Origin of the sequence: Methylobacterium sp. J-072, from assembly GCF_022829425.1 — a bacterium.
Classification (GTDB): domain Bacteria; phylum Pseudomonadota; class Alphaproteobacteria; order Rhizobiales; family Beijerinckiaceae; genus Methylobacterium.
Genome location: NZ_JAKSYK010000180.1, coordinates 230,036 through 243,266 on the forward strand (window position 1 = coordinate 230,036; position 13,231 = coordinate 243,266).

Sequence of the window (13,231 nt, forward strand, 5' to 3'; positions counted from 1 at the left end):
GTACCAGCAAACGGCGGCCGCGGCCTGCGTTGTATTGCTACTTGTCGGTGCGTTTCAGGCCAGGACCGGACTGAAGCCTGCCGGGACAACCTTCGCGCGCCCTTCGAAGCGGCCGGATAGGGCTTTGCCGCCAGCCGACTTCCGGCGAAGAATCGCGCGGTCCGTCCCCCGATTGTGCGAAGCGTCCGGGGCCGGCCCTGGCCGCGCGGGAGCCGTCAACCGAACCGTCCGCCGGGCGTTGCCCAGGCTGGATGACACTTGGAAAAACCCGATGCCCGACCCGTTCTTCGCCCGGAGCGCCGCCGCGGTGGCCGCGGACCTGATCGGCGCGCAGCTCCGGGTCGGCGAGGCGGGCGGGATCATCGTCGAGACGGAGGCCTATGACCGGACCGACCCGGCTTCCCACAGCTTCGCCGGACCGACCCAGCGGAACGCCAGCATGTTCGGGCCGCCCGGGCACGTCTACGTCTACCGGTCCTACGGCCTGCACTGGTGCCTGAACCTGGTCTGCGAGCCCGGCAGCGCCGTGCTGCTCCGGGCGGTCGAGCCGACCGAGGGTCTGGCCGCCATGGCGGCGCGCCGGGGCCTGGCGGATCCGCGGCTGCTCTGCGCCGGGCCCGGCCGCCTGTGCCAGGCCCTCGGCATCACCGGGGCGATGGACGGCCTGCCGGTGGCGGAGGCGCCGTTCCGGTTCGCGCCCCGGGCGGAGCCGGTCCCGGTAGTGGCGGACCGGCGCATCGGGATCACCCGCGGCGCCGAGACGCCCTGGCGCTTCCTGCTCGCCGGCTCCCGCTTCGTCAGCCGGCCGGTGCGGCGGGTCGCGCCGATCGCCGGGCGAGATCCGCCCGAGCCCCGCAGAGATCCCGATCTCGCCTGATGCTGAAGCCGTCGCCTCAAGACGCGATCGAGGCCGGGAAGGTCCGGAGCGCAGCAGGCGCTGCGACTTTGCAGACGGCCGGAACAACGCGGGTCCACTTGGCCGTCCGGGCAACCTCATGTATAGATTTTGCCCGACGATATGGCAATTTTTGCAACTACAGGTCGGAAAATTTTCAAATTACAAGCATTCGGACTTTCGGTGACCCAGGACAGCCAGAAGGCTTTTGACATCGTCGCCCGGCTCAAGGAGGCGTCGAAGATCAGCGACATCCTCCGCGAGATGCGGGCGGGCGGCGCGTATTTCGGCTACGATGTCTTCATCATCACCAACCTGCCGGCGGAGCACGAGGTCTCCACCCAGAACTGCGCCCTGGTGCCGTCCTGGCCGGAAGGCTGGCGGAAACGCTATTTCGAGCGCGACTACCTGCGGATCGACCCGGTGGCGAACCATGTGAAGCGCACCACCGAGCCGTTCCTGTGGAGCGAGGCGCCCTACCGGTCCGACGAGGCCGGGGCCGCCCGGGTGATGGGCGAGGCCACCGAGTTCGGATTGTCGAAGGGGTTCTGCGTCCCGATCCACCATCTGAGCGGGCCGGGCGGCGGCGTCAGCTTCGGCGCCAGCCGGCTCGACCTGTCCGAGGAGGCCAAGGCCGCGCTGCACCTTGTGTCGATCTACGCCTATCAGCGGGCCGAGACCCTGATCCGCGAGGGTGGGCGCAACCCGGTGCGCAAGGCGCCTCGGCTGACGGCGCGGGAGATCGAGTGCCTGCGCTGGACCGCGGCCGGCAAGACCAGCTGGGAGGCGTCCGAGATCCTCAGCACCTCGCAGCGGACCGTGGAGTTCCACCTCAGGAACGCCGCCCGCAAGCTCGATGCGGTCAACCGCGTCCAGTGCGTCGCCGAGGCCATGCGACAGGGCATCATAGCCTAGCCACCCGGCCTGCGCCGACCTCGTAATTTTACGAGGCTCATTCGTACCCACCACCCGGCATCACGCCCCCAAAGGGGAATGATCCATGGTTGTGGTTATCGACGACGACAATATTTCCCAGCACGGCGATCTGCTGGAAAAGATCTACCGATTCCGGCACGCGCTGTTCGTGGAGCGGCTGAACTGGGAGGCGTGCCGCCGGCCCGACGGCCGCGAGATCGACCAGTTCGACGGCCCCGGCTGCATCCACCTGGCCTATCTGGAAGACGGCGCGATCACCGCCTACACGCGGCTGCTGCCGACGACCCGGCCGCATCTGCTCACCGAGGTCTACCCGCAGCTGGCGCAGCGTGGGCCGGCGCCCCGGGGCGCCACGATCTACGAGTGGACCCGCTGCGGGACGCTGCCGGCCCGGCGCGAGGGGCGCACCAGCCGGATCGACCCGGCCACCGCCGGGATCTTTACCGCCGCCGCCGAGGTGGCGCGGGCGCGCGGTCTCGACGGGCTGCTGGCGCAGACCCATCCGATCCTGGTCAACCGGCTGATGTCCTGCGGCTGGGACGTCGAGCCCCTCGGGCTGCCGACCACGTATCAGGGCCATTCGATCCTGGCGGTCTATGCCCGGCTGGGGCCCGACACGGTCGCGGACTCGCGCCGGTTCTTCGGCCTCGACGCCTCGCCCCTGCACACCTCGCGGGCGCCGGCGATTCGGCTGCCCATCCCCGCCGAGCGGAGGCTGCACGCATGAGCATGTCCGACATCCTGGACCGGGCCTGCAAGCGCGAAGGCGAGGACCCGGCGATCGTGCGTCTGGGCCACCACGCGATCGAGATGTGGCGTGCCGCGGAAGAGCTCGGCGACCCGCGCCTGCTCGCCGCCCTGCGCCCGCTGGTGGAGCATGTCGGCCGGGCGCTCGCCCGCGACGTACGGGACGAGGCTTGCGCGGACGACACGCTGCATTGAGGGGGCGGGGCGGCATCGTCTTCACGACCCGGGGCGGCCCAGGATCTGAACCCAATTAGCTTGACCGTGGCGATGTCTGCAACGGGTGGGAAGCCGCCGGTCCGTTTCCGGGCGGCGATACATGGAAGCGGACATCACCGTCAGGTCGACGCCAGGAGCTCAATGCCGAAGCGTGTCGATAGGCTGCCAAGACGTGCCAGAGCCTCCGCGTCAGGCACCTGAGCGGGCGCCGAGGTCGCACCTGTCTGACCTGCCTCTCGGACGAACTGCTCGAAGCCGGATGGCGTGCAGAACACCAGGGCTTCGGCTGTTTCAGAACCGGCGTTCCCCAGCCGATGGGCTTGGCCTCGAGGAAGGATCATGGCCTCCCCCACGGACAACGAGCAGGTCTTGCCGCCGGTCTCAACCTCGACCTGTCCGGACAGCACGTAGATGGTTTCCTCCTCGTTTAAGTGCCGGTGCGGCGGCGTCCACACGCCGGGCGGGTTGGTGATGCGCAGCAGTGAGAACTGCCGGCCGGTCTCCTCGCCCGTCACCAAAATGTCGACGAGCGTTCCAGCAAAGGTCATGGTTTCGGTCCGGTGCATCGGCGTGCTCCCTGTTTGTGGAATGTCCAACTCTAGGACCGCCCTAGACATGAGACGAGCTTAAGCGTTCTCATACGCGCATGAGTTCACGTCATGTGTCGGAGCGCGATCTCCGCCTCTTCCTCGTGCTCGACGCGTTGCTCGATCATCGAAGCGTGACGCAGGCGGCGAGCGCCCTCGGCCTCACGCAGTCGGCAGTCAGCCATTCGCTGCGGGCATTGCGGATGCGGTTCGGAGATCCGCTGCTGGTTCGGGTCGGTAATACGCTCTGCCCAACACCCCGCGCGCTGGCCCTGCGTCCCGGACTGTCGCTTGGGCTATCGGAACTCGAACGCGTGCTGGGCCGAGAGCCAATGTTCGATCCGGCGCACTCGACGCGGTGCTTTAGCCTTGCAACACCGGACTATCCCCAGTTCACGGTTCTACCCGAGCTATTTGGCCGGATCAGGCGCGAAGCACCCGGCCTGGATTTCCAGGTGAGACCGATCGGCCAGGGGCTCGCTGAAGATCTTGCGAGCGGTAGTCTAGATCTTGTCCTTGCGGGAGCTGAAGTCGAGCGGCAGCTGGCGCTCGACCGCGCGTTGATGCGGATGCGTGTCATCTCCGAGCCGTTCCACTGTGTGGTGAGGCGCGGACATCCAGCTTTGGCGGCTCCGCTCGACCTTGACGCCTACTCCACCCTGCCGCACGTGCTCGTCAGCACCGGAGGGGACCGCACGGGTATCGTCGATATAGCTCTGGCAGCTGTCGGACGGCGCCGCCGCGTGGCCATGACGGTCCCAAGCTTCCCGGCCGCGATCTGGATGGTGGCAGCATCCGACCTCATCGCGACGCTGCCGAAGGCGATCACCGATCGCGCATCGCGGCACGATGTTGAAGTCAGAGAGCCACCGATCCTGTTGCCACCGAGCGACGCCTATCTCTGGTGGCATCCGCGCTTCCAGCACGATCCTGGACACAGCTGGTGGCGTCAAACTCTGTCGAACGCCTTGGCGGGCTCAACCCTTCAGGAGACGACCTGCCGGACGAACCATCTCGATGAAGTCTAATCGGCACGTGCCGACCTCCAGCCGAAGTAGGCACGGTGCGCCCCGAGCCGAAGTTGCCGGACGGCTGACGAACAGCCGCTTTGGAGAAGCGCCGACGGCGGTCCGGGCAGCTGGATTGGGTCGAAACCAGTCGCCCCACGGCTAAGCTGATTGCGTTCAGACCCCGGAGCCGTTCCCGATCGCGTTGCCAGCGGTCTCGACTCCAAGTCCCTGATTCGACGCGCTCGCCGCCGAACCGGCATCCGCTTCGGCCGCGAGCGTTTCAGTACCGGCCAGGCGCACCCTGCATGACGCCGGCACCCGGTCGAACACTCAAGCGGCGGCGCGCCTGTCGCCCGGTAACAGATCCCGGCTGGCCTGCTCGATCCGCCTCAACCAGTCTTCGGCCGCCGCCGCCCGTAGATCGGCCGCCCGCGCATAGTCCTCCGCGTCACGGATGCGCGCCTCCGCGCGGGCCTGCACCGCGCGGATAGCCTCCTCCGCCTGGGCCTGCGTGTCCCGCAGCAGCGTCTCGAGGGTCAAGATCTCCTGTTGGGCGCGTTGCAGGTCGGCCGCGAGCGCCTCGCGGACGGCGGCCTGCTCGCGCAGACGGATCTCCTGCTGCTGGGCCGCATCCTTGGCGACCGAGATCGTGTCCAGGACCCGGGTCCAGTCCGCCACGGCGTGCGGCGTCACCGCGTCGGGCTCCTTAGGACTTGCCGCCGGATCCACCGCGTCGGCCAATCGGACGATCTCGGCGGTCGCGGGCGCTTCGGGCGAAGGCCGGTTCGTCGCAATCCGCGCATCGAGCTGTGTCCAGAACATTTCGTTCATCGTCGCCGTCATGATGCTCCCACGCTTCCACCGATCGCGATGCGCCTCACGCCGCGGAGGATCGGCCGCGAGCCCCCGGTGTCTCGCCGGCTTCGTGACCGGGGCGCACCGCGAACTCGGCCTCGATCGTGTCCGCGATGCGCTGGAGCATCTGCTCGGCCGCGTCGGCCCGCTCCTCGGCGGCCTGTATCATCCGGGTGGCCTGCGCATGGACGTCGCGCGTCTGCTGCTCGGCGGCCTGCACCCGCGCCCGGGCCGCATCCATGTCGACCCGCATCTGTTCCAGGAGTTCCTGGACGTGCAGCTCCTGCTCCTGCGCCCGGTCCTCGACGTCGCGGATATGCCGGGCCGCACCTTGCACCCGCTCCAGCAGTCCCGGCCACTTCTCCGCCATCAAAAGCTCCGCGTCGCGACCCTGCGCCTGGGCTCGACCGTCCGTGGCCGCGCTCAACACGACCAGGTTGCCGGCGCCGAACCGTGCCGTCGGCTCCTGCGCGTCCCGGACTGCAGTCCCGGACGGGTCCGGCGCCGCGGCCGAGGACGGGTTTGCCTGTTCCATGGTTCGTCCCTGTTGGTGCGTCTTGTCGTGTGCGCACGACAGGCCGCCCGAATGCGGCGCTCAGGCGGGAGCCCGGTCCGGGCTGGCCTGGCCGCCCGAAAGCAGCTTCTTGGCCGCGGTATCGATGCGCTGCAGCCACTGCTCGGCCGTGGAGGCGCGCAGGTCCGCGACGCGCGCCCGCTCCTCCGCCTGGCGCACCAGGGCCTCCGCTTCGGTGCGGATCATCCGGACCCGGGCCTCCGCCTCGGCGCGGATGTCCTGAACCTGGGCGTTGGCATCGGCTTGCGCGCGCTGCAGCCGGATGTCGGACTGCGCCTGAACCTCGCGGGTGCGCATCTCCGCCGCGCGACGCTTCTCCTCGGCTTGCTGGAGCTCCTGACGCAACGCGGTTAGCGCGGCTTGATGGGACATGCCTTGCTCCCTCCAGCGCCGCTCCTGCTCGTCGGCGAGACCAGCCATGCCGTTGATAATGTCGAGGGTGCCCATCCAGTCGTCGACGCCCTCGGATCGCGCCGCCGCGACGGGCGAGCCGAGTTCCACGGCGGTCGGAACGGTCGGCGGCTCAGAGCCTGCCGCGGCCCCAATCAGCAGCGTCGGCGGGGATTCTACGACGCCGAGGGAGGACCGGAGCCGCAGGATCTCGGCGGCCGGTTTGGCGGCGATCTCGTCCAGGCCGGCAGCGAGCTGCGTCAGGACCGTGGGCCAGGGGAATTGGGCAGCCGTGGCCATGCAGGTCTTCCGGGAGGCAGCGGAGGTTGATGCGAGACGGCCACGATATGGTTAACAAAACCTTAATTTTCGCCTTTGGGTTGCATCTTGGCGGCTTCGCTCGCCTCGAAACGGACACGACCGTCAGTCCGGTTCTGATCGACGATCATCCAACCCAACCCCCCTCATCCTGAGGCGCGAGCGCAGCGAGCCTCGAAGGAGCCCTCCAGCCAGCCACGCGATCCCTGGAGGGCTCCTTCGAGGGCGCCGCTGCGCGTCGCCACCTCAGGATGAGGGGTGTGGGTTGGACAAGCGCCGATCAAGACGAAGCCAGCCCCTGTCATCTACCTGATCTGAGGCCGTCGCTAGCGTCTTCCCCGCGATCCGCCGCATCGCTGGCGTATCCGTCACCGCAACCGCCAGACCCTCGGGTTCGTGGCGACGATGGCCAGGACGTAGAGGGCGACGCCGAGCGGCGTGCCGTAGGCGATCACCACGATGCCGATCCCGATCCAGGCTGTCAGCAGCGCGACCATCAGGGCCAAGACGACAGGATTCATGGCCGGCCCTGCCAGGATCGCTTCGGGGCGCGGACGACCCGTATCACGGTCATGAGACGCGGTCATCGCCGTCCGAGATCGCCTCGGCGCGCCGGGCGACCTCCGTCAGAACGCGATCGACCGCCGCCGGCCACGCGACGCCGTGGTCCTGCAGCATCCGGGTCGCGGTGACGAGCATGTGGAACTGCTTCGGCGGGATCGTCGCACCCGCGGCGTGCTGTTCGAGGATACGGTCGGCCAGTGCCGTCGCCAGCCCAGCCACCTCGGCCAGCTTGTCGGCCGGAATGTCCGGGCGCGTCACGTCGGGTCGCCCTTCGCCGTCAGGGGCTCGATGGGGAGCGTCACGGATCGCGTCCAGTCCTGTCGGTCTCGATACTGTCGATCGGCGCGCACTGTGCCCACGATGACGCCACGGATCAACGCCGCGCGGTCGGACTTGAGCGGCACGGTGACAGCCGATCCCGGGGAGACGGCCCGATCCAGCCACTTGGCAACAGACCCCCTCCGGACCCGCCGTGTATTGGGCTTGCCGGGACCGTGTTCGGGTCGCGCGCGTGACGTGAAACGGCACCGCCACGCCCCCTCACGATTCAAGATCCATCTTCCAGCGCAGCGTAGATCATGGCGCGGGTCAGCGTCCGGTAGTGCTGGCGTTGCTCCGCCGACGACGTCTGCATCGATGGGCTGCGGCTGCTAGAGCGTTTGCACGCGGCCGGCGAGATCGACTGGAGCCGGGCGAGCCTGGACAGCGCGTCTGTCCCGGCCAAAGAAGGGGCTCTGCCCCTGGCCCGAACTCGACTGACAAAATTTCATTCTATAATAATAAATAGATTTGTGATAGTAAAATTGTTATGCCCTCGCTTGTTATCCAGTTAAATTAAACCTGAACCGTAAATATCGGTTTCATTATGTCACGAGATAATAAAAGGGAATTATTTATTTAAAGAATTGTCATCAAGTGCATATTTTGCGCAACAGCTGCAAGATATAAATACATATGCAATCAAATGCTTCAAGAGCAGTAGACTTGTCCATCAAGGCCATGCGGCCGGCCGGCGGCGAGCAGCGTGTCCCAGACGGGGGCTGGCAGCGGTACGCCTTCGGCGAGGCGTTCCGCCTTCATGCGGCGCTCGGGCTCGCCCGGTAGTAGCACCGCGCCGCCCGGCGCCGGCCGGGCGGAGGTGAAGAAGTCGAGGTAGCTGCGAGCCTCGGTGGCGATCGCGTCGTCCGATCCGAAGACCCGCGGCGTCATGTAGAGCGAGAGCATGCCGTTGCAGACCCGGCGCTTGCCCGGCCCCGCGGTACCGGATCCCGTGAGCGCGCCGGCCAGCAACTCGCACATCAGCGACAGGCCCGAGCCCTTGTGCTCCCCGAAGGCCCGGATCGCGCCCCGGCCCTTCTGGTTGTCGCGCTCCGGACCGTCGAGCGGGCCGAACAAGGTGGCCGGATCGGCGCTGAGGCGGCCGTCCGGCTCGATCAGCACGCCCTCGGGCAGGGGCTTCCCGCCCTGCGAGGCCACCAGCACCTTGCCCTCGGCGACCGCCGAGGTGGCGAAGTCGAGGACGATCGGATCGCGCCCCGGCACCGGGAAGGCGGCGGCCACGGGGTTGGTGGAGAAGCGCCGCTCCACCGATCCGAACGGCGCCACGAGCAGGCTGCCGGCGACATTGACGAAATGCACCGAGACGAGGCCCGCGGCGGCGGCGCGCTCGGCCCATTCGCCGATCCGCCCGAGATGCCCGGCATGCCGCAGCGCCACCACCGCGACGCCGTGCGCCTCGGCCTTGGCGATGCCGAGATCCGTGGCGAACGGGCCGGCGGTCTGGCCGAAGCCGTAATGGGCGTCCACCAGCGCGAAGGCGCCGCCGTCGATCAGTACCTCGGGGGTGCGGTCGGCCACGAGTTCGCCGTCGCGTAGCCACGCCACGTAGCGCGGCACCCGGATGACCCCGTGGCTGTCGTGGCCGGTGAGGTTGGCGGCCACCAGGAACTGGCCGATCCGCCCCGCCTCGGCCTCCGAGCAGCCCTCCCGAACGAAGATGTCCCGCACGAAGGCGGTCAGTCCGGCGGCGTCGATCCGCATGATGGTTCATCTCCCGTCGTCGCGCCTCATCGGGCGCGTTCGGGTAACGATCCTAGGCTTTCTTAACCCGCAAGGCGACCGGTTCGGGTGACGCGGGATAGACAATGAAGCGCCCCGCATGGCCCAATACAAACAACGTCGGGCACAAGAACCGGCGGCGGGACGGAAATGCCTATGAAGACGACGCGTCGCGTTTTCTTGACGGGTGCCGCTTGCGCGGTTGCCAGCGGCCTCGCCCCGGGGGTGATCCGATCGAGCCGGGCGCAGGGCGCCGGCGCGACGGTCCGGATCGGCATGGTGCTGCCGGTCACGGGGCCCGGCGCGGATGCGGGGCGCTTCGCCCTCAACGGCGCCAAGATCGCCCTGGAGGCGGTCAACAAGGCTGGCGGCGTGCTCGGCAAGCCCCTCGAGATCGTCACCGAGGACGACCAGACCACCAATCCCGGCGCGGTGTTGGCCTTCTCCAAGCTCGCCTCGCAGCCCGATCTCGTCGGCTTCCTGGGCTCGGTCCGCTCCACGCAGAACCACGCGATGGCGCCGGACATCCTCAAGACCGGCAAGCCGATGTGCTTCGGCGGCACCGACCCGGTGCTGACCCAGCTCGGCAACCCGTGGCTGTTCCGCTTCCGGCCCAACGACAGCTTCTCGGCCCGGGTGATCGCCGAGCACGGCGTCAACGGGCTCGGGAAGAAGAAGTGGGCGATCATCCACTCCACCGACGCCTTCGGCACCAGCGGCGCCAAGGCGCTCACCGAGAGCCTCGGCAAGGCCGGCGCCACGGTCGTGCTCGACCAGGGCTACGCCAACCAGGGCCAGGACTTCACGCCCGTCGTGCTGGCGATCCGGCAGGCGGGGGCCGACGTGATCGGCTCGTACTTCACCTTCGAGAACGACCTCGGCATCTTCGCCCGCCAGCTCCGCCAGCTCGGCGTCACCGCCCCCTGGGTCGGCTCGCCCTCGATCACCAACGTTACGGCCCTGAAGCTCGCCGGGCCCTCGCTCTATGGCACCTACGGGGTGGCCGACTACGCGGAGGAGTCGAGCGACGCGGCCCGCGCCTACGGCAAGGCCTACCGCGCCGCTACCAAGATCGCCCCCGACAACCAGTCGTCCTGGACCTTCGACGCGGTGACGGTCCTGGCGCTGGCGATCAACAAGGCGGGCAAGACCGACCCGCAGGCGATCCGCGAGGCGCTGCTGGCGGTGCGCGGCCACGCGGGCGCCGAGGGCACCTACAACTTCGACAAGAACGGCGACGGCCTGCACGGCTACAACGTCGTGCGCAACGACAAGGGCACGATCACGTTCGACCGGCGCATCGACTTCTATCAGGGCTGAATCCGGGGCCGCGGACGGGGAACGGACGCAGACATGGACCTGATCCTCCAGCTCCTCTTTACCGGGATCGGCATCGGCTCGGTCTACGCCCTCGTCGCCCTGGGCTTCGTGCTGATCTTCCGCGCCACCAACGTCGTGAACTTCGCGCAGGGCGAGTTTTCGATGGTCGCGGCCTTCCTGATGGTGGTGTTCGCCGTCGACCTCGAATGGCCGTACTGGCTCTCGGTGCTGCTCACCATCGGCGGGATGGCCCTGCTCGGCGCCCTGTTCAACCTCGGCGTCTACTATCCCCTGCGCCACCGCACCTACCTGCCGGTGATCATCTCGACCATCGGCGCCTCGATCTTCCTGGCCAACACCACGCTCGCCCTCTACGGGCCGCAGCCGCAGGTCCTGCCGCCGGTGTTCGAGACCCAAGGCTTCCTGCTCGGGCCGGTCTTCCTCGACAGCCAGTATCTCCTGATCATCGCGGTGACCGCGGCGCTCGTGGCGTTCCAGTACTGGTTCTTCGAGCACACCCTGGTCGGTAAGAAGCTCCAGGCGACCTCGCAGGACAAGGAGATGGCCGCGCTTCTCGGCATCCCGGTCGCCGGCATGATCATGCTGACCTTCGTCTACAGCGCCGTGCTCGGCGGCATCGCCGGCATCCTCGTGGCGCCCGTCCTGTTCGTGTCGATCCAGATGGGGGCGACCATCGCGCTCAAGGCCTTCGCCGCGACGATCATCGGCGGGTTCGGCGACGTGACCGGCGCGATCATCGGCGGGCTGGCGCTCGGCATCATCGAGACCTTCGGGGCGGCCTACGTCTCGGTGCCGTACAAGGACGCCTTCGCCTTCATCGTCCTCGTGGCCTTCCTGGTCGTGCGCCCGCAGGGGCTGTTCGGCGAGCGCGTGGCGGAGAAAGCATGAGCGCCGAGCCCACAACGACGGCCGCCGCGCCCCTCCCGGGCACGGCCTCCCGGGCCGCCCGGCCGTTGCCGCTCGGCAGCCTCGCCTACGCGGCGCTCGCCGCGGCCGCCGTGGCGCTGGCCGCGACGACGCCGTTCAGCGGCTACGTCCTCAACATCTTGATGCAGGCCGCCACCTACGCGATCGCGGTGATCGGGCTCACCGTCGTGCTCGGGCTGTGCGGCCAGATCAACCTCGCCCAGGCCGCCTTCTTCGGGATCGGCGCCTACGCGGTCGGCCTCGGCACGGTCGATCACGGCCTGAGTTTCTGGCTGTGCCTGCCGATCGGGCTGGCGCTCGCGGTCGTCCTCGGCGCGATCCTCGGCGCCTCGACGCTGCGGCTCGGCGGCCACTACCTCGCCATGGTGACGATCTCGTTCCAGCAGATCCTCACCCTGGTCCTGACCAACTGGATCCCGGTCACCCACGGCCCGGACGGGGTGCCCAACATCCGCCGCCCCGCTTTGTTCGCGGACGGGCAGAGCTATCTCGCGCTGTGCGTGCTGGTCCTGGCGGTGGTCGGCTGGCTGGTCTGGCATCTGCCGCGGACCCGGCTCGGGCGCGCCATGCGGGCGGTGCGCGACAACGAGCTGGCGGCGGGCGTCAGCGGCATCGACGTCTACCGCACCAAGGTCGCGGCCTTCGCCATCGGGGCGCTGCTGGCGGGGCTGGGGGGCGGGCTGTTCGCGGGGAGCTTCACCTATATCAGCCCGGACCAATTCTCCTTCGCCGAGTCGATCGTCTTCCTGACGATGGCGCTGCTCGGCGGCGTCGGCTCGCCGGTCGGCGCCGTGATCGGCACGGGCCTGCTGATTCTGATCCCCGAATGGCTGCGCTTCCTCAAGGAGATTCCGGGCCTGTACCTGGCGATCTACGGGCTCGCGGTGATCCTGATCGTCGTGTTCATGCCCGACGGCATCTGGGGATTCTTGGGCGATCAGGTCCGCCGGCTGCGACCCGTGAAGTCCATGCCCCCGCCCGCCCCGGAGCTGACGCTGAGCCAGGAGCGCGACGCGTCGGCGACCCTGCTGACCGTGTCGGGCCTGTCCAAGTACTTCGGCGGCCTCAAGGCCGTGGACGCGATCGATTTCACCGTCACCCGCGGCGGCATCCACGCGCTGATCGGCCCGAACGGTTCGGGCAAGACCACGACGCTCAACGTCCTGTCCGGCCTCTACACGCCGACCGGCGGCACCCTGCGCCTCCAGGATCAGGACATCACGGGCTTTCCCCCGCACCGGCGCGCCGCAGTCGGAATCGGGCGCACGTTCCAGAACATCCGCCTGTTCCGCTCGATGAGCGCCCTGGAGAACGTGGTGATCGGCGCCGAGCGCCCGAACAACGCCCTCGGCGCAAGCGACCGGCCGGCGCTGGAGGCCCGCGCGCGCTCGGCCCTGGCCTTCGTCGGGCTGGAGGCGCGGGCGCAAGAGCCGATCTCGGGCTTCTCCTACGGGCACCAGCGGCTGATCGAGATCGCCCGGGCGCTCGCCGGCAACCCCACGCTCCTGCTCCTCGACGAGCCGGCCGCCGGGCTCAATTCCAGCGAGAAGAACGCCCTGACGGTGCTGCTGCGCCGGATGGCGGCCAAGGGCCTGACCATCCTGATCATCGACCACGACATGACGCTGGTCAGCGACGTGGCGAGCCACGTCACCGTCCTGAATTTCGGCCGGCGCATCGCCGACGGGGTCACCGCCTCCGTGCTGCGCGAGCCCGCGGTGATCGAGGCCTATCTCGGCGAGGACGCGGCGACCGGGCCGGACGCAGGGCTCAAGACCGCGCTGAAGACCGATCTCGCGCCGGCCTGACCAGG

15 protein-coding genes and 1 pseudogene are annotated in these 13,231 nt (G+C 68.6%); 9 read left to right on the top strand and 7 right to left on the bottom strand.

Annotated features, from left to right (window positions below; genetic code table 11):
* Positions 1–271 precede the first annotated feature (271 nt).
* From MKK67_RS22475 to MKK67_RS22490, 4 genes are all read left to right on the top strand, one after another.
* Complete coding sequence (locus MKK67_RS22475) at positions 272–877, top strand: DNA-3-methyladenine glycosylase (RefSeq protein WP_243969598.1); 606 nt, start codon at positions 272–274, stop codon at positions 875–877.
* A 201-nt stretch (positions 878–1,078) separates the two neighbouring features.
* Entirely contained in the window at positions 1,079–1,810 is a 732-nt protein-coding gene (locus MKK67_RS22480; RefSeq protein WP_243969600.1) for an autoinducer binding domain-containing protein, read from the top strand.
* An 85-nt stretch (positions 1,811–1,895) separates the two neighbouring features.
* Positions 1,896–2,558, top strand: coding sequence for an acyl-homoserine-lactone synthase (locus MKK67_RS22485; RefSeq protein WP_243969602.1), 663 nt, complete (start codon positions 1,896–1,898; stop codon positions 2,556–2,558).
* Positions 2,555–2,773 carry a hypothetical protein gene (locus MKK67_RS22490; protein ID WP_243969604.1) on the top strand — a complete coding sequence of 73 codons (219 nt, stop codon included), beginning with the start codon at positions 2,555–2,557 and terminating at the stop codon, positions 2,771–2,773. The genes MKK67_RS22485 and MKK67_RS22490 overlap by 4 nt, the downstream gene beginning before the upstream one ends.
* 140 nt (positions 2,774–2,913) lie before the next feature.
* Here MKK67_RS22490 and MKK67_RS22495 read toward each other — a convergent pair whose 3' ends face one another.
* Positions 2,914–3,360 carry a cupin domain-containing protein gene (locus MKK67_RS22495; RefSeq protein ID WP_243969606.1) on the bottom strand — a complete coding sequence of 149 codons (447 nt, stop codon included), beginning with the start codon at positions 3,358–3,360 and terminating at the stop codon, positions 2,914–2,916.
* Positions 3,361–3,440: 80 nt separating this feature from the next.
* Between MKK67_RS22495 and MKK67_RS22500 the strand changes: the two genes are divergently transcribed.
* Positions 3,441–4,409 (top strand): LysR family transcriptional regulator, encoded by a 969-nt coding sequence (locus MKK67_RS22500; protein ID WP_243969608.1) that lies wholly within the window; start codon positions 3,441–3,443, stop codon positions 4,407–4,409.
* Positions 4,410–4,721: 312 nt separating this feature from the next.
* On the opposite strand, the gene MKK67_RS22505 is transcribed toward MKK67_RS22500, so the two are convergent.
* The 5 genes from MKK67_RS22505 to MKK67_RS22525 all read right to left on the bottom strand — a co-directional run bounded on the left by MKK67_RS22505 (position 4,722) and on the right by MKK67_RS22525 (position 7,350).
* Positions 4,722–5,234 carry a hypothetical protein gene (locus tag MKK67_RS22505; protein ID WP_243969611.1) on the bottom strand — a complete coding sequence of 171 codons (513 nt, stop codon included), beginning with the start codon at positions 5,232–5,234 and terminating at the stop codon, positions 4,722–4,724.
* Positions 5,235–5,268: 34 nt separating this feature from the next.
* Positions 5,269–5,781, bottom strand: coding sequence for a hypothetical protein (locus tag MKK67_RS22510; protein ID WP_243969613.1), 513 nt, complete (start codon positions 5,779–5,781; stop codon positions 5,269–5,271).
* A gap of 60 nt (positions 5,782–5,841) precedes the next feature.
* Positions 5,842–6,510, bottom strand: a complete 669-nt coding sequence (locus MKK67_RS22515) for a cell division protein DivIVA (RefSeq protein ID WP_243969615.1) — start codon at positions 6,508–6,510, stop codon at positions 5,842–5,844.
* 386 nt (positions 6,511–6,896) lie between these two features.
* Positions 6,897–7,049 carry a hypothetical protein gene (locus MKK67_RS22520; protein ID WP_243969617.1) on the bottom strand — a complete coding sequence of 51 codons (153 nt, stop codon included), beginning with the start codon at positions 7,047–7,049 and terminating at the stop codon, positions 6,897–6,899.
* Positions 7,050–7,098: 49 nt separating this feature from the next.
* A complete protein-coding gene (locus MKK67_RS22525; RefSeq protein WP_243969619.1) occupies positions 7,099–7,350 on the bottom strand; it encodes a hypothetical protein in 252 nt (83 codons plus the stop codon).
* Positions 7,351–7,739: 389 nt separating this feature from the next.
* Between MKK67_RS22525 and MKK67_RS22530 the strand changes: the two are divergent.
* Positions 7,740–7,855, top strand: a pseudogene (locus tag MKK67_RS22530) (IS5/IS1182 family transposase); the annotation flags it as partial.
* Between the two features lie 206 nt (positions 7,856–8,061).
* Here the strand turns inward: MKK67_RS22530 and MKK67_RS22535 are convergent.
* The gene (locus MKK67_RS22535; RefSeq protein WP_243969621.1) at positions 8,062–9,132 is read right to left on the bottom strand and encodes a malate/lactate/ureidoglycolate dehydrogenase; all 1,071 of its coding nucleotides are present in this window, start codon (positions 9,130–9,132) and stop codon (positions 8,062–8,064) included.
* Between the two features lie 174 nt (positions 9,133–9,306).
* Between MKK67_RS22535 and MKK67_RS22540 the strand changes: the two genes are divergently transcribed.
* Genes MKK67_RS22540 through MKK67_RS22550 form a run of 3 tightly spaced genes read left to right on the top strand, consistent with a single transcriptional unit; the run spans position 9,307 to position 13,226 of the window.
* Positions 9,307–10,470, top strand: a complete 1,164-nt coding sequence (locus tag MKK67_RS22540; RefSeq protein ID WP_243969624.1) for an ABC transporter substrate-binding protein — start codon at positions 9,307–9,309, stop codon at positions 10,468–10,470.
* A 33-nt stretch (positions 10,471–10,503) separates the two neighbouring features.
* Positions 10,504–11,379: a branched-chain amino acid ABC transporter permease gene (locus tag MKK67_RS22545; protein ID WP_007562633.1), complete on the top strand. Its 876-nt coding sequence runs from the start codon at positions 10,504–10,506 to the stop codon at positions 11,377–11,379.
* On the top strand, positions 11,376–13,226 hold the full coding sequence (locus MKK67_RS22550; protein ID WP_243969626.1) for an ABC transporter permease subunit: 1,851 nt from the start codon (positions 11,376–11,378) through the stop codon (positions 13,224–13,226). The genes MKK67_RS22545 and MKK67_RS22550 overlap by 4 nt, the downstream gene beginning before the upstream one ends.
* Positions 13,227–13,231: the final 5 nt, after the last annotated feature.

Bases quoted from the DNA above. Each gene is read 5' to 3' on its own strand.
- MKK67_RS22550 (WP_243969626.1), top strand. From the start codon at position 11,376: ATGAGCGCCGAGCCCACAACGACGGCCGCCGCGCCCCTCCCGGGCACG.
- MKK67_RS22495 (WP_243969606.1), bottom strand. From the start codon at position 3,360: ATGCACCGGACCGAAACCATGACCTTTGCTGGAACGCTCGTCGACATT.
- MKK67_RS22485 (WP_243969602.1), top strand. From the start codon at position 1,896: ATGGTTGTGGTTATCGACGACGACAATATTTCCCAGCACGGCGATCTG.
- MKK67_RS22540 (WP_243969624.1), top strand. From the start codon at position 9,307: ATGAAGACGACGCGTCGCGTTTTCTTGACGGGTGCCGCTTGCGCGGTT.
- MKK67_RS22505 (WP_243969611.1), bottom strand. From the start codon at position 5,234: ATGACGGCGACGATGAACGAAATGTTCTGGACACAGCTCGATGCGCGG.
- MKK67_RS22490 (WP_243969604.1), top strand. From the start codon at position 2,555: ATGAGCATGTCCGACATCCTGGACCGGGCCTGCAAGCGCGAAGGCGAG.
- MKK67_RS22500 (WP_243969608.1), top strand. From the start codon at position 3,441: ATGAGTTCACGTCATGTGTCGGAGCGCGATCTCCGCCTCTTCCTCGTG.
- MKK67_RS22510 (WP_243969613.1), bottom strand. From the start codon at position 5,781: ATGGAACAGGCAAACCCGTCCTCGGCCGCGGCGCCGGACCCGTCCGGG.
- MKK67_RS22475 (WP_243969598.1), top strand. From the start codon at position 272: ATGCCCGACCCGTTCTTCGCCCGGAGCGCCGCCGCGGTGGCCGCGGAC.
- MKK67_RS22515 (WP_243969615.1), bottom strand. From the start codon at position 6,510: ATGGCCACGGCTGCCCAATTCCCCTGGCCCACGGTCCTGACGCAGCTC.
- MKK67_RS22545 (WP_007562633.1), top strand. From the start codon at position 10,504: ATGGACCTGATCCTCCAGCTCCTCTTTACCGGGATCGGCATCGGCTCG.
- MKK67_RS22520 (WP_243969617.1), bottom strand. From the start codon at position 7,049: ATGAATCCTGTCGTCTTGGCCCTGATGGTCGCGCTGCTGACAGCCTGG.
- MKK67_RS22535 (WP_243969621.1), bottom strand. From the start codon at position 9,132: ATGCGGATCGACGCCGCCGGACTGACCGCCTTCGTGCGGGACATCTTC.